The sequence below is a fragment of the Nostoc sp. JL31 genome, from assembly GCF_017114965.1.
GTDB lineage: Bacteria > Cyanobacteriota > Cyanobacteriia > Cyanobacteriales > Nostocaceae > Nostoc > Nostoc punctiforme_A.
Genome location: NZ_JABXKO010000051.1, coordinates 1 through 20039, shown reverse-complemented (window position 1 = coordinate 20039; position 20039 = coordinate 1). Strand labels below are relative to the sequence as shown.

At 43.1% G+C, this 20039-nt stretch carries 16 protein-coding genes; 7 read left to right on the top strand and 9 right to left on the bottom strand.

Going from position 1 to position 20039, the window contains the following annotated elements; translation table 11 throughout:
- Positions 1 to 169 precede the first annotated feature (169 nt).
- Positions 170 to 5572: a hypothetical protein gene (locus HWQ43_RS13090; protein WP_292733985.1), complete on the bottom strand. Its 5403-nt coding sequence runs from the start codon at positions 5570 to 5572 to the stop codon at positions 170 to 172.
- The gene (locus HWQ43_RS13085; protein ID WP_292733982.1) at positions 5548 to 6879 is read right to left on the bottom strand and encodes a P-loop NTPase fold protein; all 1332 of its coding nucleotides are present in this window, start codon (positions 6877 to 6879) and stop codon (positions 5548 to 5550) included. Before HWQ43_RS13085 ends, HWQ43_RS13090 begins: the two co-directional genes overlap by 25 nt.
- 801 nt (positions 6880 to 7680) lie before the next feature.
- Here HWQ43_RS13085 and HWQ43_RS13080 point away from each other — a divergent pair.
- On the top strand, positions 7681 to 7932 hold the full coding sequence (locus tag HWQ43_RS13080) for a hypothetical protein (RefSeq protein WP_292733979.1): 252 nt from the start codon (positions 7681 to 7683) through the stop codon (positions 7930 to 7932).
- A 19-nt stretch (positions 7933 to 7951) separates the two neighbouring features.
- Here the strand turns inward: HWQ43_RS13080 and HWQ43_RS13075 are convergent, their stop codons facing one another.
- Both HWQ43_RS13075 and HWQ43_RS13070 read right to left on the bottom strand, forming a co-directional pair.
- The gene (locus tag HWQ43_RS13075; RefSeq protein ID WP_292733975.1) at positions 7952 to 8809 is read right to left on the bottom strand and encodes an SDR family oxidoreductase; all 858 of its coding nucleotides are present in this window, start codon (positions 8807 to 8809) and stop codon (positions 7952 to 7954) included.
- 57 nt (positions 8810 to 8866) lie between these two features.
- The gene (locus tag HWQ43_RS13070) at positions 8867 to 9097 is read right to left on the bottom strand and encodes a hypothetical protein (RefSeq protein WP_180277597.1); all 231 of its coding nucleotides are present in this window, start codon (positions 9095 to 9097) and stop codon (positions 8867 to 8869) included.
- Positions 9098 to 9504: 407 nt separating this feature from the next.
- Between HWQ43_RS13070 and tatC the strand changes: the two genes are divergently transcribed.
- On the top strand, positions 9505 to 10299 hold the full coding sequence (tatC, locus tag HWQ43_RS13065) for a twin-arginine translocase subunit TatC (RefSeq protein WP_292733969.1): 795 nt from the start codon (positions 9505 to 9507) through the stop codon (positions 10297 to 10299).
- Between the two features lie 3 nt (positions 10300 to 10302).
- On the opposite strand, the gene HWQ43_RS13060 is transcribed toward tatC, so the two are convergent.
- The 3 genes from HWQ43_RS13060 to HWQ43_RS13050 form a co-directional block, all read right to left on the bottom strand.
- The gene (locus tag HWQ43_RS13060) at positions 10303 to 11217 is read right to left on the bottom strand and encodes a DUF1350 family protein (RefSeq protein ID WP_292733966.1); all 915 of its coding nucleotides are present in this window, start codon (positions 11215 to 11217) and stop codon (positions 10303 to 10305) included.
- Positions 11218 to 11590: 373 nt separating this feature from the next.
- Positions 11591 to 12157, bottom strand: a complete 567-nt coding sequence (locus tag HWQ43_RS13055) for a hypothetical protein (RefSeq protein ID WP_292733963.1) — start codon at positions 12155 to 12157, stop codon at positions 11591 to 11593.
- Positions 12158 to 12293: 136 nt separating this feature from the next.
- A complete protein-coding gene (locus tag HWQ43_RS13050) occupies positions 12294 to 12602 on the bottom strand; it encodes a DUF3067 family protein (RefSeq protein WP_099102870.1) in 309 nt (102 codons plus the stop codon).
- A 229-nt stretch (positions 12603 to 12831) separates the two neighbouring features.
- Between HWQ43_RS13050 and petC the strand changes: the two genes are divergently transcribed.
- The 5 genes from petC to HWQ43_RS13025 all read left to right on the top strand — a co-directional run bounded on the left by petC (position 12832) and on the right by HWQ43_RS13025 (position 17128).
- The gene (gene petC / locus HWQ43_RS13045; RefSeq protein WP_292733959.1) at positions 12832 to 13371 is read left to right on the top strand and encodes a cytochrome b6-f complex iron-sulfur subunit; all 540 of its coding nucleotides are present in this window, start codon (positions 12832 to 12834) and stop codon (positions 13369 to 13371) included.
- 105 nt (positions 13372 to 13476) lie between these two features.
- Positions 13477 to 14478: a cytochrome f gene (gene petA / locus HWQ43_RS13040; protein ID WP_292734102.1), complete on the top strand. Its 1002-nt coding sequence runs from the start codon at positions 13477 to 13479 to the stop codon at positions 14476 to 14478.
- Between the two features lie 723 nt (positions 14479 to 15201).
- Entirely contained in the window at positions 15202 to 16269 is a 1068-nt protein-coding gene (locus HWQ43_RS13035) for an SDR family oxidoreductase (RefSeq protein ID WP_292733956.1), read from the top strand.
- A 30-nt stretch (positions 16270 to 16299) separates the two neighbouring features.
- Positions 16300 to 16425 carry a hypothetical protein gene (locus HWQ43_RS13030; protein ID WP_292733953.1) on the top strand — a complete coding sequence of 42 codons (126 nt, stop codon included), beginning with the start codon at positions 16300 to 16302 and terminating at the stop codon, positions 16423 to 16425.
- A gap of 16 nt (positions 16426 to 16441) precedes the next feature.
- Complete coding sequence (locus HWQ43_RS13025) at positions 16442 to 17128, top strand: Uma2 family endonuclease (protein ID WP_292733950.1); 687 nt, start codon at positions 16442 to 16444, stop codon at positions 17126 to 17128.
- A 60-nt stretch (positions 17129 to 17188) separates the two neighbouring features.
- Here HWQ43_RS13025 and HWQ43_RS13020 read toward each other — a convergent pair whose 3' ends face one another.
- Together HWQ43_RS13020 and HWQ43_RS13015 are read right to left on the bottom strand one after the other, a co-directional pair.
- The gene (locus HWQ43_RS13020; protein WP_292733947.1) at positions 17189 to 18778 is read right to left on the bottom strand and encodes a glycoside hydrolase family 57 protein; all 1590 of its coding nucleotides are present in this window, start codon (positions 18776 to 18778) and stop codon (positions 17189 to 17191) included.
- A 601-nt stretch (positions 18779 to 19379) separates the two neighbouring features.
- On the bottom strand, positions 19380 to 19949 hold the full coding sequence (locus HWQ43_RS13015) for a Uma2 family endonuclease (RefSeq protein WP_292733945.1): 570 nt from the start codon (positions 19947 to 19949) through the stop codon (positions 19380 to 19382).
- Between the last annotated feature and the right edge of the window lie 90 nt (positions 19950 to 20039).

Here is a 20039-nt window from a genome sequence, read left to right as displayed (position 1 = left end):
TTGGCGCGAGTTAATCGGCTTATTTATCTTAGCACTGCTCCGACAAAAGGGTTGATGGTGGGTAGTTTACTGTCCAATAGTTAGTTATTTTAAAACTGTAATATTGACTCATTACAGCTAGGATTTTCTGTGATTATTGCTCGATATTGCCTTTTATAATTCTTGTGCATCACCTACCAAAACATAAAGCGCGATCGCTCTTAATTACCTTCTGGTTAGTCTGCAAATAATCATGTAGCAAATCGCAACCCTGCGCCAGTAATTTATCCAGTTGGATATCTGCTAAATCTCGGAAAATTACTGTGCCATTGCCACTACCCGCAGCCAGAGTCTTGCCGTCATGGCTGAAACTAACGCTGGTTAACTCATCTTTATCGCCTTTCAAAGCTATCAGCAACGTTCCTTCTCGGTTCCAAATCCTCACCTTGTCATCACTGCTAGCTGCCAGAGTCTTGCCATCGGGGCTAAAACTGACACTGATAAAACTATCGCCATCGCCCGTGAGATTATCTAGCAAATTACCGTCTCGATTCCAAATCTTCACTGTACTATCAATACTAACTGAGGCAATGCTTTGGCCATCAGGCGACCAAGCAACCCCATTTACCCGACGGCTATGACCAGTTAATGTGTATAGTAATTTACCATCTAAACTCCAGATTTTGACGGTTTTATCATCGCTGGCTGAGGCTAACAACTTGCCATCAGGACTAAAACTTACCCAATTCACCGCTTCTTGATGTCCCTGTAAGGTGTTAAGTAGTTTACCGTTGCTACTCCAAAGTTTTACTGTTTTATCTTTACTAGCTGAGGCAATTACTTGACCATCGGGCGACCAAGCTACACTCAAGACGGTATCATTATGACTCTGTAAGGTATTGAGCAGTTGACCGTCACTACTCCAAAGTTTTACTGTTTTATCTTTACTAGCTGAGGCAATTACTTGACCATCGGGCGACCAAGCTACACCCCAAACTTGACCCTGATGCCCCGTTAATATACGGAGTAGTTGACCGTCTCGACTGAAAAGTTTTACAGTTTTGTCTCGGCTTGCTGCTGCTAAGGTGCGATCGCCTGGGCTAAAACTGATGCTAGTTACCCAGTCATCATTATCGGCTTTGGGCTTTCGCAGTAACACATCGTCCCAATGCCAAAGTTTAATAGTTTTGTCCCGACTGGCGGAAGCAAGGGTGCGACCATCTGGGCTGAAGCTGACGCTGTTAACCCAATTGTTATGTCCCTTCAGGGTTCCCAGCAACACACCTTCAGAACTCCAAAGTTTGATTGTCTCATCAGTACTTGCGGAAGCGATCGTGTTACCATCGCGGCTAAAACTGACGCTGGTAACTCCAGCACTGTGCCCCGATAAAGTTCGCAGTAGCTTCCCGTCCAGATTCCACAGCTTGATTGTCTGGTCTAAACTGGCAGAAGCAATTATTTTCCCATCGGGCGACCAAGCTACACTTTTCACTGCATCCTCATGTCCCTGCAAGGTTTTGAGCAGCTTACCATCGCGACTCCACAGTTTCACCGTCTTATCAGCACTCCCAGAAGCTAAGGTTTGACCATCGGCTGACCAAGCGACACTTAATACTGCACCATTATGTCCCTGCAAAGTTTTGAGCAGCTTACCATCGCGACTCCACAGTTTCACTGTTTTGTCTGTACTCGCTGAAGCAATAACCTGACCATCTGGGCTGAAACTCACACTATTCACCACACCCTGATGCCCTAATAAGGTAGCAAGCAGTTGACCCTCTCGACTCCAAAGTTTTAACGTCTTGTCTTGACTGGCGGAAGCAACGATTTGACTATCTGGGCTGAAACTGACGCTATTAACTACATCTTCATGCCCCGACAAGGTTTTAACTAAGCTACCATCGGGAAGCCAGAGTTTGATTGTAGTATCCGCACTAGCTGAGGCAATTAAAGAGCGGTCGGGGCTGAATGTAGCACTATTTACACCAGATATATGCCCGTCCAAGCGGTTATATTCTCTGACCCCTGAAACAGCTTGATAAAGTGCCGTCTGTACTTGCTCTCTTGTATAGGAATCTACCCAGACTGTTTGTTGTAATTTCCTCCCTGCCTTTAAACTTTCTTTTAAGGCATCAATACCTTTTTGCGAGGCAAAGAGGGCTTCACTGGATGCACTGAGGGTTTTAATTTCGCTATCTACTGCTGTCACGATGGAAACACTTAATCCCAAGATGGCGAGAACGGAAGCGGTTAGAGCAATTTTCAGCGAACGATTTAATTGAGCTTCACTAAGTCTTTGTTTCTTTTGACTTTCTGCAAGTTTAGCTGTTAACTCTTTTTCTTTAAGTTCAGCTCGTAATTGCTCAATTTCTAACTGACTTAATTCTTCCCGCTTGTGTAATTCTCGCAATTCTGTTAATAAGTCTAATCCCTGTTGGGGATGGGGAGCTACCAATTTGGAACGCTGCTTATTTTGACTAAGTTCGCTCTTCAGTCGCTCAATCTCAGCTTTACTTTGTTCTACTTTGTAGCGCAATTGATTTAGTTGTACCTGTAAGCTCGATTCTTGTTGTTGCAGGTAGCGAATCAAGTCTACTAAATAATCGTGAATCAGTTGATAGCGTTCTGGTACATCAGGAAAGAGAACCACTAAACCGGAGCTAACTAAAATTTCTAAGACTAACTCTAATTTGTCAGCATCTTCTAATTCTGATAGCTGCGACGCTAATTCAGCACGAGTTTTAAAAGGTCGGTTGTTACTTTCATCTGTTAATAAGTATAAGACAAGTAACGCGGCTCGTTCATTTTCTGGGCCGCAGTCTTTAATCAGTTCTTTAATATATCGTTCGATGAGTTTGTTCGGTCTATATGGCTGATATTCTTCTAGTGTAGTAATGCGTTCATCTTGAATTTGCGCTCCTACAACTTGTAATTCAATAGGGCGGACTTCTCCAAATTCTGTGGATAAATCTTCGATTAAGGCATCAATTAAAGCGGGTTCTAAATTAAACTGCGATCGCTCCGTCAATTTTCGGATAATTGCTTTCGCATATTCCGGCGAAAAATTATTTAACTGATAACGAATATGCTTGTCGAGAATATTATTATTAATCGCTTCCAGTGCCGAAAGATGTTTAAAGTCTAATAGACGATGTAAATAATCTTCTCGCAAGGAAAGGATGACTTTGACAAAGGGTATATTGAGACAATCGCTAATAAATTTATCAAACTCTTGCTTTTGATTGCGATCGCTATAACCAAAGAAAAATTCTTCAAATTGGTCAAAAATTAAAACTGTGATCAAATGGCGATCGGCATTTTCTTGGAGTTGTTGTAAAATGCTACCGATGGTAAACGGTGTGTCAGAGTAAGGCAAAGCCTCCGATTCAATGGCTGCTTCTAGCTTAATATCAGCGTAAATCGCCAGCGATGCGTCACTAGACATCGCTTCACTTAAAGATTTCCCTAATTCCCGTGCCCAATCGGTATAAACTTGCAGTACCACAGGCACGGCTATTTGATCGCCAATGGCTCGAGTTTGCAGTGCTGGAACTAAACCCGCGGTAACGGTGGAACTCTTACCCACCCCTGATTGACCATGAATCACCGTCAATTTTTGATCGGCGCGGCTAATTCTGCCAATTAAGTTATTAATATCACGCTCTCGCCCAGAAGCCGCAATTTCTAAAGCAATGCTACTACTTCCAGAAGGTGACATTAATGCTGGGTTTGTCGCCTGTCTTTGGGGTTGCAAGCGCCCTGCACCAATAAAAGCCCGAAAACCGTACTGTTGCTCAACAGAACGCCGTTTCTGTCGAATGTAATAGGCTTCTAAATATCGCCCTTCTTCAAAGTAGAGCGATCGCAGTCTCCGCAATAAGCGAATATAACGATGGGCATCGTATTGATGGGCACTGCTTTCTAAGGCTGCTGGCAGTTCTTTTGTCGCCTTATCTAAGTATTCACGAGCGACTTCTAGCTCACCGACATTTCGCTGTGCTTTCGCCAACACTAAATAGTAAATTTGCGCCAATAATAATGGAAATAAGCAGTTATAAGGGTCGTTCTGCTTTTGCGCTTCACCTAATTTCAACAGTGATACGTGCGCTAAGATACTCGCCTGTACCCACCGCGACTGCTGCACAGCCACTTGCGCCAGAAAACCGTAGTCACAAGCTAATTGAATTTGACTACCATAAGTTTGATGTAACTCTAGAGACTTTTGAGCAACTGTCTGCAATTCTTCCCACTCTTGCAGATATTGCAAAACCTCAGCGAGTTGATTAATAAATCCAGCAACTATATCCAAACGCCCAGCCACCTGCAAGATATGCAAGCATTGCTGAAAATAAGATTTAGCTGTATACCAATGGCGGCGGTTTTCTGTTTGATTTTGCTCTGCAAAACGGCAATAACACAGCCCAATATAAAACAGCAAAATTCCCTGTCGCAGCAGTAGGGGAGATGGGCGATTAGGAGGCGAAGATGAAGAAAATACCCCCTCATCTCCCCCGCTCCCCTGCTCCCCTGCTCCTCGGTCACTGAGCGTAGCCGTACCACTTCGTGGAAGCAAGCTACGCGCAGCGTCTCGTAGAGAAGTGCTGCTCCCCTGCTCCTCGGTCACTGAGCGTAGCCGAAGTGCTGCTCCCTCTGCCTCAGCCAACTGCTGCCAAACTTGCAAGCTTTGCTGAAAATGGCTTAAACCTGTATTGATGCGATCGCTAATATAATTATCTAGACCAAAAACAAATTCTAAACTAGCGTGTAGTTCTGGCTCTAAGGTAATACCACGATTGTGCAACTCTCTAATGGCAAAGTGGAGTTCATAACTATGTTCCCAGACTTGCTCGACAGTGGAATAATGCTTTGCAACTTGAAGAGGTTGGTGTTGTGCAGCATTCTGACTTTTCACTCGATCTGAAAAACCTCTCTCCAAACCTCTCTCCTGCAAGGAGAGAGGCTTTGAATTCTCCCCCTTCCCTATTAGGGAAGGGGGTTGGGGGGTTAGGTTTCGCGTTAACTTTTCTACATGAGGTGAAAAGTCAGGTGCAGCATCGTTTGGTAACACCGTAGCAAATAAAGAGTCAGTTTCCTGTTGCAGAAATTCCAGCAGTGATTGAGTTGTCATTTCAAACCGAATCGGTGTCGCCGCCCAACTAGCAAAATCTGGTGCTAAACGGACTACCTTTTGCAATATTTCCTCGTTCACCCATACAATCATCGGAAATGGGTGGCGTTTGCGAAATTCATCCCGAATATGATTAATAGAACTCAGTAAATCGTCGAGTCCATCTACTGACTCTAAACCTAAAATCATCAACGCCGATGGCGGATTAGCTTCGGTTAGCAGTTGTAAATGAATACTTGTGTAAAGACTTCTGGCATTATGCGGCAGAATTACCTTTTGAATGTGGTGTACTCCTGAAGAGATTTCTTCGAGTCGTTGCAGCATAAGTTCTTGCAAAACTCGATAATTGCAGCACACCAAAACCAGAGAAAATTGACCGCTAGAAAGGGTAATTGCTCTCCCCAAACTCCGCAAAGCCCGCTCGTTAGCTGCTCTGATATCTACTTGTGCGTGTCGTTCAACCATGATTTAAATTTTTCCGTCTCTGCTAAAACTGGGTTGACGGCAAACCAAGCTCCCTGATGATCGCGGTATTCAAATACAAATAGACTTCGCAAGAGGGTGTGGTATTCTATATCACCTCTAACTCGTTGCTGTTGCACCACCTGAAAGATTAGTTCCCACTCATGGGGGTCGATAGCGTTGGTTCGGTAATCCCGCTGTCTTTGAATTACCAGTTCGACACATTCCCGCTCAAAGGGTGGATCTTGTTCTCGCAGACAGTCAAACAGTAAACCTAGTAAGTCGCGTACATGACCACCACTCATTAGGCATAATCGATCTAAGGTTTCTAAACTATCAAACACCTCTGTAATTAAGCCTAACCGATCGCTAGGTAAAATGTCTGGAAAACCTCTAGCTAGCACCATTTGCCGCATCATTGATAGCCCTTGCGGAAAAATCTCGCCAGAGCGTAAACGCACAGGTATCATCGGTAACATTTTTGGGGCAACTCCACCGCCCAAACGATGCTGAAGTTCGGCGCTATCGTTGGAGAAAGTCAGGGCTAGGGGAATAGTGTAGACTACATGACAATTCAGTTTGCGTAACTGTTCGCCACGCTGAATAAATAAATATTCTGGCAGCGATCGCCCCGATGGTAAAGGTCGAATTGCGACTCGATCCAAGTTATCAACAATCACCACCAGTCCTTTTTTACCCCTGGCTTTCAGTTCCTTGGTGGCAGGTTCTAGTAATTCTTGATTAATTGACTGTAAAATATTTGCGGTTCGTGGTTCTAGATAATCTCTTAACCGCCGCCGCAATTGGGGACTTTCTTTTGTTTTAGCTGTAATTTTAGCAATCCCTACAGACAACTCTGCTTCTACGCCAACGTCAATTGGCGTCTGCAAGAAATCCACAACTTCACCAAACAACTTGGTAAAATAGCGAGGCTTGAGCCTAATTTTCATCGCTTCTAGACTTTCACTCACCTGTCCAGCGATCGCTAACAAAATATCAGTCACATCCACATCAGCCATTTCTAAGACATGGGTAGACTCAAAATAAACAACATGAAATTGTTGCGCTTCTAACTCAGCTTTCAGGCGCAACAACTCCGTTGATTTTCCACAGCCGAGATGTCCGGTAAATAGTTGACAGGTTGGGATATCCGGCGATATTTTAGCGATCGTCCGCTGCAAAGCTTCGATAATTTTGCCACCCCGCACCGCAGCAAAATCGATATAGTACCTGCGATCGCTAGGGTTTCCTATAATTAGAGGTCTGCTCGGATTGCAAGCTTGATAAAATCTTTCTAAATCTAGGAGCATAACTAATCAAGTTCACTCAGGAATGGGGATGCAAAAATTTACTAGATAAATATATTGATTTTAGGTATATTTATGCCTTATTTTAATCAAACTACTAACTAAACTAGCAGCATTCAGGATAATTGATTATATCTATGTTCGATATAGCACATATTAATGGTGATGTTTTAGTTAAAGTAAGCAAAAATACTACTATAAGTACAAATAACAAAAATATCTAATATTAAATAAGGTACTCTTATGAATATTAAAAATATCCAACACAAAAAAAGGTACTGTTAAGTACAGTTTTGTCGCTCTCTTGAACTCATCTCAGCTTGATTTATTAACGAGCTTTCGTTAATTTTACAAAAAATAATCTACAATCCTTGTAGCATAGGGCTTTTAGCAAAAACATTGGTTAAGTCAACTGGAGTTCAGAGTTACTTTTTAACTAAATTTTGCTTCTCGTTCTTAAATCAGCATGATTTTGTCAATAGACCTCTTGCAAAAGTCCCTAATACCCCACCCCCAACCCCTCCCCGCTCTTCGGGCTACGGTGTACACACAAGTCCTTCTCTCCCTTTGGCAAGCTACGGTGTATACACAAGTCTGAAATAGTTTACTCACCTGCTTTTTCGCGTCAGTTTTACCCCACCCTAACCTCCCCTTATAAAAGCTACGGTGTACACACAAGTCTGAAATAGCTGATTAACCAAGGTTTTACCCCACCCTAACCCTCCCCGTATGTATTGGGGAGGGAACAAAATTTATTGTTTCCCCCCTTTATAAGGGGGGATTAAGGGGGGTAATTCCACTTGTGTGTACACCGTAGGCTCTTCGGGAGGGGAGACAAAGCGTAGCTTTGGCGGGGTGGGGTTCTTTCTTATTTTTGATTTATGCAAGAGGTGTAATGAAAATCATGATTTTGTTGATGAAAATCATGATTTTGTTAATGAGAACCATGATTTTGTCAATGAAAACCATGATTTTGTTAATGAAAATCATGATTTTGTCAATGAAAATCATGATTTTGTTAATGACAGCCTTTGCATTCAGAGTGACAACCTCTGAAGTATTGACAACCAGTAATCTACAGCCCCATTGAGTATAAAATTATCTTGTCATGTAGCTGATCGGGCAAAATATGCTTGATCAGCGCTCCAATTTTGGCATCTTGTCCAACAAGATAGCGCGTCTTGGGTTTTTTTGCAGTCAGCGCATGGACAACAACTTGAGCGACAATATCCGCAGAAATTCCCTTAGATGCGAGAATCTGCATTTTCTTGCGGACAATATTCATCGCTTGACCGTAAAGATTTTGTGCCGATTGTGGTAAATCGTATTGTGCTACTTCAGATTGACTAAGAGACTTTTCCCAGATTGGGGTCGCAATAGAACCAGGTTCAATAATTGAAACCGAGATTCCCCAAGGTTGTAACTCCATTCGCATCACATCAGTGAGTGCTTCCAAAGCAAATTTAGAAGCATTATAAGCGCCCAAAAACGGCGTTGGACTCCTACCAGCAATGGAACCCATATTGATAATTCGACCCCGACTTTGGCGTAAAAGACCTAGAAATGCTTGTGTCACTGCTAATTGTCCGGTGACATTAACCTGCATTTGGTGTTGAAATTCAGCGATCGCTAATAATTCTAACGGCCCAGGGACAGCAATTCCGGCATTATTCACTAAACCTAAAATCCCCGCACCACCAACTGCATTTGTTACCATCTCAACCGCAGATGCGATCGATTCAGCATCAGTAACATCTAAAAAAATTGGAATCAGCCTTGGCGATCCTTTCTGTTTAAGTGTTTGAGCATCAATATCTTGACGCACTCCAGCAAAAACAGAGAAGCCCAACTGGTCTAAAAGCAAAGCAGTGGCTTGACCAATTCCTGTTGAGGCTCCTGTAACCACTACTGTACGTTGATATTCTACTACCATTAATTTTCTTTGATGATGGGGCTGCCGTAATTACGAATTACGAATTACGAATTAGTATCAATCTTTGCAAGTGCCAAAACGAAGGCAATCTTCAGTTTGGTCATCTCTAGCCGATATTTGCCACGGCAAAATGCGTAACTGAGCATTTGTACTGTAAGCAATTAGCGTAGCTATTGTGGGAAACTGGTTTTTAACAATTGTTACGTCACTACTAGAAGTATTGCCTAGCTCAACATTGTATAAATAAACAGGCAATGCCATGAGGACAATGCAAATTATCCGGTTCATACCCAACCTCAGCTAACAATTTCCGATTACGATATGTATAGATGCCACCTTGACGAACCGGATTTTTAAAACTGAGTATTAAATGTTGATGTTGTGTGAATTTATGCAGCGCTACTAGCCGCAGAGACGTGATTTCTAAATTATCGGTTCCACCTTTTTTTAGGTTAGGCATTGCCTACAAGATGGCTTCCTACTAACTTATGCAGATGCAAACCCAAAAAACAGGACAAAAAACCCACAGCACCCAAAAACATATCTTAGTCGCTGCATTCCCCAGATAAAATAATGAAGAATGCTGAGTCACCGAAATGGTCGATGACCGACAAACACTGATGATACAAGCCCATAAATAAATTTAGGGTATTGTTAATTTTGAATTTTGAATTTTTAATTCGGAGCGAAGCGACGTGACGCCTTCACAAGACGTAGATACTGTAAACGTTCCCAACATCGACCCAGAAGGATATGGCAACTCAGACACCGATCCTCTTGATGAGTTGCCTGGTGAAATCGAAATGTCCCTTTTCGACCACCTAGAAGAGTTGCGGCAACGAATTTTCTATTCGTTGATTGCCGTAGCAGTGGGGATTATTGGCTGTTTCTTTGCCGTTAAGCCAATTGTCCAGTTACTTGAGGTTCCAGCGCAAGGAGTAAAATTTCTCCAACTTGCACCTGGAGAATATTTCTTTGTCTCCCTGAAAGTTGCCGCCTACACTGGCTTCGTACTTACTAGTCCTTTCATTCTTTACCAGATTATCCAGTTTGTGGTTCCAGGACTGACTCGCCGCGAACGCCGTTTACTGGGGCCTGTGGTTTTGGGTTCGAGTGTGCTGTTTGGAGCGGGTTTAGTATTTGCCTATTTACTTCTTATCCCCGCCGCATTGAAATTTTTCATTAGCTACGGAGCAGATGTAGTCGAACAACTTTGGTCAATTGATAAATATTTTGAATTTGTGCTGCTATTGTTATTCAGCACTGGTTTAGCATTTCAAATTCCCATTATTCAACTGTTGCTCGGTAATTTGAACATTGTCTCGTCAGAACGGATGGTTTCTGGTTGGCGTTACGTAATTATGGGATCAGTGGTTTTAGGAGCCGTCCTGACGCCTTCTACTGACCCCTTGACTCAAAGTCTCTTAGCAGGAGCAGTTTTAGCGCTTTATTTCGGCGGTGTTGGACTAGTGAAGCTGACAGGAAAATAACATTTAGCGATTAGATCGTCGAGATTTAAGTTCATCAAAGAAATGTACTATGGACTGACCTAAATCCTCAATGTGAATACTGAGCGGTTGAAAATGCCACCCTTCTAGCTCCTTATATAAATAGGGTTGAAAACCTTTGTGTTTAATCTGTTCTACCATGAATGCTACGTCATCTTCAGCTATATCATCCAAGTTAAAAGAAATGACACCCGTTAAATTAAAGAGTTCTTGGCTAGATCGAATCAAACATTCAGTTTGTTTCTGATTTGGATTGGCTAGAGAATTAGATATTCTCCAGCCCGATCTCAGAATTCTAACTGTGTTACTGATTTCAGGTGCGAGTAAGATAGAAGACTGATCCTTAATGAAAAACTGATTAACCGATTCTGTTGTCGGTAATAAGTGGTCTATAGCTCCTTTAGATATTTCCTGCACAGATTCTATTGAAGCTATCTGTTTAATGGCTTCATCAGCATATTTTTTGTCTAAGCATTTCCGAAGAATCTCAATTCGCCTTTTTGGTTCATTGCTCGAAATTTCCAAAAGAATAATATATTTACATCCGAGGCTATGACCAAGCCACAAGTAATTGGCGGGATTTGAATATGTATTTATATCATCAGGTTGATTCTCTTCTTTTAAGGCTTTGATAATCTCAGTCTTAAGAAGATATTGCTCTTTGAGCAAGGTAAAAGAAACCTCCCAATGATTGAATTGAATTGGATTTAGAGGAAATCGGTATAAAATCAGTGAATATCCTTGAGCAAATAGATATTGATGTAGATATTTATATGCCCACGCAGGAAAAGAACCAAAAATAAAGCTACCAATAAATTGGATGACTCCTTTAGGATTTGGATGTAGTGCTACCTGACTGTTAGATAGCTTTCTAAATTTTAGTTCGGTCTTTTGCAACATATATTGAAAATTTTATTTTTCCTCTCCGTTTACGGAGAGGCTTGAAACCTTTTTTAGATTCACGATGTTAGATTTTAATCTAAAATCCAAAATCTAAAATCTAAAATTATCTCGGTCATAGAAGAGCGCTAATCAAAGCATTGCGGAAATGATTGGTTATGCTGATAAAATCAACAATTAATTCGTAATTCGTAATTAAACCCATAGCGCAAAATTAGGAAGTATTTGAGCGTCGAGTTAGAGTTCTCAAATTCTAAAGGTCGTATCGTTATGGGCAGGTGGGTTCTAAATTTTTATCCATAACGTAATTACGAATTACGAATTTTTAACGTATGCCAGAGTTCATCATTAGGTTAGTACTTATCAAATAGAGTTAACTATCTTTTCTTAACTCAAATAGACTTTTCCCATTAGCAAGAGGCAAGGCATAAGCAATCTCACCTAGCTCGGCTTTCTCTGTGCCAAAAAACGTACCTCGATGTTCAGGAGTGATTAGCAACTGAGTTGTTTTAGGAGTTGATACTAAACTAATGGATATCTCGACATAACCCCGCAACTCAAAATTCGCCTCTTTTACAAGTTTCTCATTAGTAGCATCCGGTTGCAGAATAAATAAGCCTGTATCATTAGCATTGAGGGGAAATGTAAAGCGTGACTTTTTTATCTCTCCTTTAGGGTCAATAGAGTCAAAATCACTGCTTACAGGGCCATTTATACCAGTGGTATCTAGACGAGTGAGAATTTTGTCAGGCTCTAGTCCGGGCGTTCTGGTTGTAACTACAAGGGCCAGAGATACGAGTTCATTAGTGACATTGGCAATCGTAAGGAAATAGCCCTGGAGAACTGTTCTCGCTAGTGGGCTAAGTTCAGGTCTTGTAGTTGTAATGCTCTTTGGAAGTTGAGGCTTAAGAAGAATTTCAAATGTTGAGATAAAAGCCATTTGTTTTTTCCTTGAAAACGTGTATTTTTTCTTACCTTACCAATAGGTAAAAAGGATTGTACAGGACTTTATGGTATTTTTGAATAAAAAATACTGTAATTACTTATAAATTTATTAATGTTAATACAATAGCGGGTCACAATATCCATTCCGAAGAGCGTTCGCCCAAGTCTAGAGGGATGCTAACAGCTTTGCCGAGTCGGGGGCGATCGCGTGTTTGAGCAATAAAAGTTTGTACCTGTGTTGATCCACCCAAGGCATGAAGATAATTGGCAATGCTATCGAGATGTTCTTGGTACTCCTGCTCGCTCAAGGGAAAAGAAGCTTGCTCCAGATATTTCCACATTACTTGCAAAAATATCTTTCCCTGTGCCCGCCGAAACTGGACATCATAAGAATATCCCCACTTCTCAAGCAATATCTGACGTAATTCCTGTCCTGTCATAGCTTTTCTCAATCAGATTTTACATTTAGTTATGATGTTAAGTTCCGTGACTCCAGTATGATAAGGATATAAAGAAATGTAATGCTAACAGAAAAGATGCTTTTTATATCTTGGAACAAAGAATTATGGCATCGTTGTGAGCGCTAGCATTTCGACTTAGACAAGAGTTGCTCAAGTACTAGTACTTTTGTCAAAATGCTTAACAAAATACACAAAGAGCGCGTAGATTATGGCTCAATTTTCTGAATCAGCAGACGTGCCCGATATGGGGCGTCGTCAGTTCATGAATCTGCTCACTTTTGGGACTGTGACTGGAGTAGCTCTGGGTGCATTGTATCCCGTTGTCAAGTACTTTATTCCACCAGCAGCAGGTGGCGCAGGTGGCGGTGTAACGGCAAAAGATGAGCTAGGTAACGATGTTAGCGTCACTAAATTTCTCGAAAACCGGAATGCAGGCGATCGCAACCTAGTCCAAGGACTAAAGGGAGATCCTACCTATATTGTGGTAGACAGCAAAGAGGCGATCAAAGATTATGGCATTAACGCCATCTGCACCCACTTAGGTTGTGTCGTCCCCTGGAACGTTGCTGAGAACAAATTCAAGTGTCCTTGTCATGGTTCCCAGTATGACGAAACTGGTAAGGTTGTTCGGGGCCCAGCACCCCTGTCTTTACCTTTGGCCCATACCACTGTAAACGACGACAAAATCGTTTTGACCCCTTGGACTGAAACCGACTTCCGCACAGGTGATGCACCTTGGTGGGGTTAATAATTTTGTTCTTAGTCCTTAGTCATTCGTCCTTCGTTCAGGGCTTAATGACTAATGACTAATGACCAATGACTAATGACTAATTCAATTGTCGCCCTTATAGAGATGAGAAATGTTTTCCTAACAGCGAGGTTAACTCGCAGTGCTAGAGCGATTGTAAAAACATTGCTCATAGCGATCGCCACTGTGACATTTTACTTCACCAGCGATCTAGCCCTTCCCCAATCAGCTGCCGCCTATCCCTTTTGGGCACAGCAAACCTATCCCGAAACCCCCCGCGAACCAACAGGGCGAATTGTTTGTGCCAACTGTCACCTAGCCGCCAAGGTTACAGAAGTGGAAGTTCCCCAATCGGTGCTACCTGACACTGTATTCAAAGCTGTGGTGAAAATCCCCTACGATCTAAGCGCCCAGCAAGTTGGTGCTGATGGTTCTAAGGTTGGCTTGAACGTCGGTGCTGTACTGATGCTACCTGAAGGCTTTAAGATTGCTCCTGAAGACCGTCTTTCCGAAGAACTTAAAGAAGAAGTTGGCGACACTTTCTACCAACCCTACAGCGAAGACAAAGATAACGTCGTCATCGTCGGTCCTTTACCTGGCGAACAGTATCAGGAAATCGTCTTCCCAGTTCTTTCTCCCAACCCCGCAACCGACAAAAACATCCACTTCGGTAAATATTCAGTTCACGTAGGTGGTAATCGGGGACGCGGACAAGTTTATCCCACAGGCGAAAAGAGCAATAACGCTGTTTACAACGCTTCTGCTACTGGCACAATTACCAAGATTGCCAAAGAGGAAGATGGAGACGGTAACGTTAAATATCTAGTCAACATCCAACCTGAATCTGGTGATGTTGTCGTTGATACGATTCCTTTAGGGCCAGACTTGCTTGTTTCCGAAGGGCAAGCAGTTAAGACTGGTGATGCTTTGACCAGCAACCCGAACGTCGGTGGATTCGGTCAAATAGATGCAGAAATCGTATTGCAAGACGCTTCTAGAGTTAAATGGATGATTGCGTTCATCGCTCTTGTAATGTTGGCTCAAGTTATGCTTGTGCTGAAGAAGAAGCAGGTTGAAAAAGTTCAAGCTGCCGAGATGAATTTCTAAATTCTTTGCTAAATCATTACTTATAGGACAGGCTTGTTGCCTGTCTTTTTTAATGTTAGTTACACAAAGCCTAGAAAATTGGGGCTTAACTGCTAGTATTTGAGCGTAAATGCTTTAAAAATATAAACAAAATAGACCTTTTTCAAAAATAACTTCTAGAAGAATAAGTGTTTAAATAAAATCTATTAATAAGTAATGTACTAGTACAGTACGGCGTAAATAAAGCAACTATTTCAAATCGTTCAAAAGGCTATATTCTAAGCTTTTTGAATTTTGACTTCCGCCTTGCGGTACTAGTGTTTTAAACATACTGATGTATGTCAATTAACATTCTGCATATATTCCAGCCAGCAGCTTTTTTGGGCGACTTCCCCAAGTAATTTTATCCAGAATTTTTCCGTTTAATACTCTCAGGATGTTGTACATAAAAAGAAAATTCTGCATAACACCAAGGATTATATGGAATTTTTCCCTATAATTACCCTTTAAAGAGTAGTTATATGGAAAAATTTTGTACAATAATATCCAAATCTGGATGTAACATATAGCCGTCCTAAATGATTCGTGAACTTCTTTCCTTCTTCTCTTGGCGCTGTTCTCTACGAGAGGCCGCGCTGTACTAGTAGGCGGGTTCTTTACGAGACGCGAAGCGCGAAGGCGGTTCGATAATTTTTACAACTCAAATAGGATTGCTATAGAAAATTTCCGTACTGGAGAAACGACATGGATGGAACAGCCTTAGTTGTAGGCGCGAGCGGCATCATTGGCAGCAATCTTGCGAGAGAACTGATCGCGAATGGATGGACGACCTATGGATTGGCCCGAAATCTTAAAAAAGGGGTGGAAGGGTTACGCCCTGTTGCTGCCGATCTGCTCGATCTAGCTAGCCTGAAAACTGCGCTGTCAGACATCGCCCCGACGCACATCTTCATCACGACGTGGATGCGTAATGCGACCGAGGCCGAGAACATCAGGGTCAACGGCACGATGGTTCGCAATATACTGGATGTTCTGTCACCGAAGGACTCAGTGCAGCACGTCGCCCTCGTCACCGGACTCAAGCACTATCTTGGGCCATTCGATGCATACGCCAGGGGCGGATCGCTGCCAGAAACTCCATTGCGCGAAGAGCATCCCCGGCTCGACGTCGAAAATTTTTATTATGCTCAGGAAGATGAGGTCTATGCCGCCGCCGCCCGTGACGGTTTCACCTGGAGCATTCATCGCCCTCACACTGTCATTGGAAAGGCGGTCGGCAATTTGATGAACCTCGGCACGACACTGGCCGTGTATGCCGCGATCTGCAAGGAAACCGGGCGCCCGTTCCGTTGGCCAGGTTCTGAAGCGCAGTGGAAGGGCATCTCCGACATGACCGACGCGCGGGTGCTGGCGAAGCACCTAGTCTGGGCGGCGAAGACCGAAGTGGCCCATAACGAGGCGTTTAACGTCGTCAATGGCGACATCTTCCGCTGGATATGGTTATGGGGGCGGCTGGCTGACTGGTTCGGCATCGATCCCATCGGCTTCGACGGCACAATCCACCCGCTCGAAGCCGAAATGGTGAATGAAGGTGCTGTCTGGCGCGAGATCGCAAAGCAGCATGACCTCGCCGAGGCGGATCTGAGCCGTCTATCGTCTGCATGGCACACCGATCTCGATCTTGGGCGTCCCATTGAGGTTATGACCGATATGTCGAAGAGTCGCAAACTCGGCTTCTCCATATACCAAAAAACGGACGAGTCGTTTTTTGACCTGTTCGAGCAACTACGCGCAGATCGGTTGATTCCGTAGAACCTCGGTGGATGGCACTGGTAGCGTTTTATGGGTGCCGAACGACAGGAACTCGGACTAAGCAGCGATCGCAATCTCGAATTTCTCGTGATTTCTCAGCCTCCCAGTCATGGCGATAGAATTTTGAGCGATATTATTGAATCTAGCCCTAGTTGAGTTGAGGTATCTGACCATGACAGCCTCAGTAGAGTACATCCCCGTTACCCCGATTGAGTACCCAGATGAGGACGGTAAGCCGATGGCTGAAGGTGATTTACAGCGTAAATGTCTCGTATACGCTACCACTGTGCTGGAAATTTATTTTCAAAATCACCCAGATGTATACGTCGCTGGTAATCTATTTATTTATTACGAAAAAGGTTATCCAGAATCGGTTGTCGCTCCAGATGTATTTGTGGTGTTTGGAGTGGAAAACCGTGACAGACGCTCTTACAAAACCTGGGAAGAAAATAATCAAATCCCAAATTTTGTTCTAGAGATTACCTCAAAAACCACCCGCAGCAAAGACCAAGGTGCAAAGAAAGGAATTTACGCCTTTCTGGGAGTGCGTGAATATTTTCAATATGACCCCACAGGCGATTATCTCAATCCCCAACTTCAGGGTTTACAGTTGGTTGATGGAAATTATTTCCCAGTGGCAACCAATATCTTGCCAGGTGGTACAGTATCCCTATCCAGTGAAGTTTTGGGGCTAGAATTGCGTTTAGAGGCGGGAAAACTGCGCTTTTACAATCCAGCTACGGGCCAAACACTGCTAACTCATGAAGAGGAAGCAACTGCACGACAAGCCGCAGAAGAGAAAGCGCAAAGATTAGCTGCTAAACTCCGAGAATTAAATATTGATCCAGATAGCCTTTAGCTAATAATATAAGGTGGGCATTGCCCACCTTACTACTGCTGTTGATTAATTTGTGTGAGACTATAGCGGACGGTAGACGCGATAGTTGATTTCGGGGAAGATATTATCCATTAACTCGACTTTTTCCAGCCAACCACTATCAATTTTGCCAACTTTAATGTCTTCATAGAGCTTATTAAACCGCATTAGGTGCGATCGCGTCCGTCTAACTGCATAGGGTACCATCGTTCCCGTCCGCATAATAAATGCCCAGTCGGAAGATTGTGCTAATAACAATTCCCGCGCTGCTTGGTTTAATGCTTTTTCCCCCAACTCATCCTCTGGTTCTAAGTGCGAAATTTCAATCATCCGTTCAGCAGCTTTGTGCAAATGTGGATAAATCCACGCATTTGTTTCATTCAACCAATATTCGTGGAAACCCTTGAAACCCCAACTAGACTGCGAAGGACGACACACTTGCTGAGTTGGCTGATCTCGCAAATAGTCTGCTAAATGGGTCATTTGATATGTTTTTTGGTCATACCACGATTTGCGGAATAGGTAATCGATGAACCAAGGACCTTCATACCACCAATGTCCAAATAACTCTGCATCATAAGGCGAAACGATAATTGGTGGGCGTTGCATTATACCATAGAGATGCTCAGATTGCCGCTCTCTGTTATACATAAAGTTATCAGCGTGTTCTGCTGCCTTTTCTTTAGCCCAATAAGGATCGTAGAGCGCCTTATCTGATAAACCTAAGCCACGACCCGTAATTTTGTGATACTTAATGCCCGTATTTTTCCGCTGACCATTGGGCATAATGTAGGGCTTGATGTACTCATATTCTGCTTCCCAGCCCAAATCTTTGTAAAATTCTCGATATTCCGCCGCCCCAGGATAGCCCACCTCAGAAGACCATACCTGTTGGGAAGATTCATGATCTCGACCAAAGACAGCAACACCAGTTTCTGTATAAATTGGCGCATAAGTGCCAAAACGCGGCCGGGGACGGGCGTAAAGAATGCCATGTCCATCAGTGAGGAAATAGCGTAACCCAGCATCGGCTAGCATCCGGTCTAAACCTTCATAGTAGGCACATTCCGGCAACCAAATGCCTCTGGGTGCTTGTCCAAAGGTTTGCTCATAATGTTCGCAGGCTACCTGAATTTGCGCCCACACTGCTTGCGGATACATTTTCATCAACGGTAAATAGCCGTGTGTAGCGCCGCAAGTGATGATTTCCAGGTTGTTACTGTCTTGGAACTTCTTAAAAGCTGTCACCAAGTCCCCGCCGTAGCGTTCCCATAGCTGACGCGCTTCGCTAAATTCAGTCGCGTAATGTTCGGCTAAATAACGAAGATGCCCGTTGTTAACATTATGTTCTGCTTCTAGTGCTATAAGTTCTTCTAGTTGAGCTAAGTGTGCTTCGTAGCGTTCTTGAAGCAGAGGATCGCGAAGCATCGACACTAAAGGGGGTGTCATACTCATCGTGATTTTAAAGTCGATACCGTCTCGCTTTAAGCCTTCAAATACTTTCAATAAGGGGATGTAGGTTTCTGTGATGGCTTCATAGAGCCATTCTTCCTCCAGCACGTAGTCACTTTCTGGGTGACGAACGAAGGGCAGATGTGCGTGGAGTACAAGCGCGACGTAGCCGATAGCCATAGTGATTTTGGGGTGATACTTGTAAGTTGAAGGTCGAGAGGTTTGCCTGAAATTAACAATATTTTAAGACTTTATGGGGATCGTAAGAATAGTTTTCAATTGAGTTAATTACAGTACTTGTGAGGACACAACAATTGTTGTGCCTCCATCGCCTTTTGTTGTTAACTAGTTGTAAAATCTGCCTATTTGTTTATTGTATAATCCTACACTGAAAATATTTACTCCGGTTCAAGACCTTTGGCTTGTATGCGTTCTGTTAATTTTTCACCTAACGAACCTCAACAATTCAAGGTGCATTAGCCTACGGCGTAACACACCCTACTTCAAGTTTATATTTCTTCACATACATTGAATTTTGATCGCCGACTTACTCAATTGCGGGTTTGCTTCTTCTCCCGGCAATATTCTGGGTTAACGTGCGTTTCTGTGGGAGACTCACTTTGGTTTAAAAAAACGTCATTTATAACTGAGTGTTCTGAGAAATCTGGCAGTATTTTTTACTTTCTAACTTGGGTTCGTACTGGCTCTGCCTTTTGCCTAGTTTGTTGGTGCAGCTGAGTTTGATGAGCGATGCCTACAGCGGGCTACGCCTACGCCAGAATTATACAAAAAAACGCTGAACTGGAACGCCGAAACCTGGTAACAATGGTGATGTGATTTCGTCATCAGCCAACAAGGTTGCAATCAGTTTTAATTGGGCAGCTTCTCGGCGATATACTTCTAGCTGCTGTAATTGCCAATTTGCAATCCAATATTCTTGGACTCCTGTGGATGAGTATAGTTTTAGCTTGGCTTCTCGATCTCGACGTTCGTTAGTTGTCCCAGGAGAAAGCACTTCCACAATGAGTTCTGGCGCTCCTCTCAAATGCCCTTCGTCATCTAGCAGTTGTGCTAAACGCTCATGACTAATCCAAACTAGATCGGGTATGACATTATCGGCATCTGTAAAAATTATGCCGGGAGTTTGACGGGTTTCCCCTAGCCCACTAGAGCGAGACCAAATTTGTAATTCTAAGCATATATTGCCCGCAGTGCCTTGATGTTTCCAGTGAGGCGCTCTAGTCACAAATAGCTCTCCGTCAATAATCTCATAGCGCTTCCATTCGTCAGTTGCAAGTAATTCTAAGTCTGAGGTTGTCCAACGGACTTTATCAGATATTGTTTGGTTCATAGCACTATTTTTCTATGCCTAGTTTAGAGATAAAACCCACATTCCGCAGGGCGTGTTAAAAAAGAAGATAATATTTTCGACAAGGGGCAC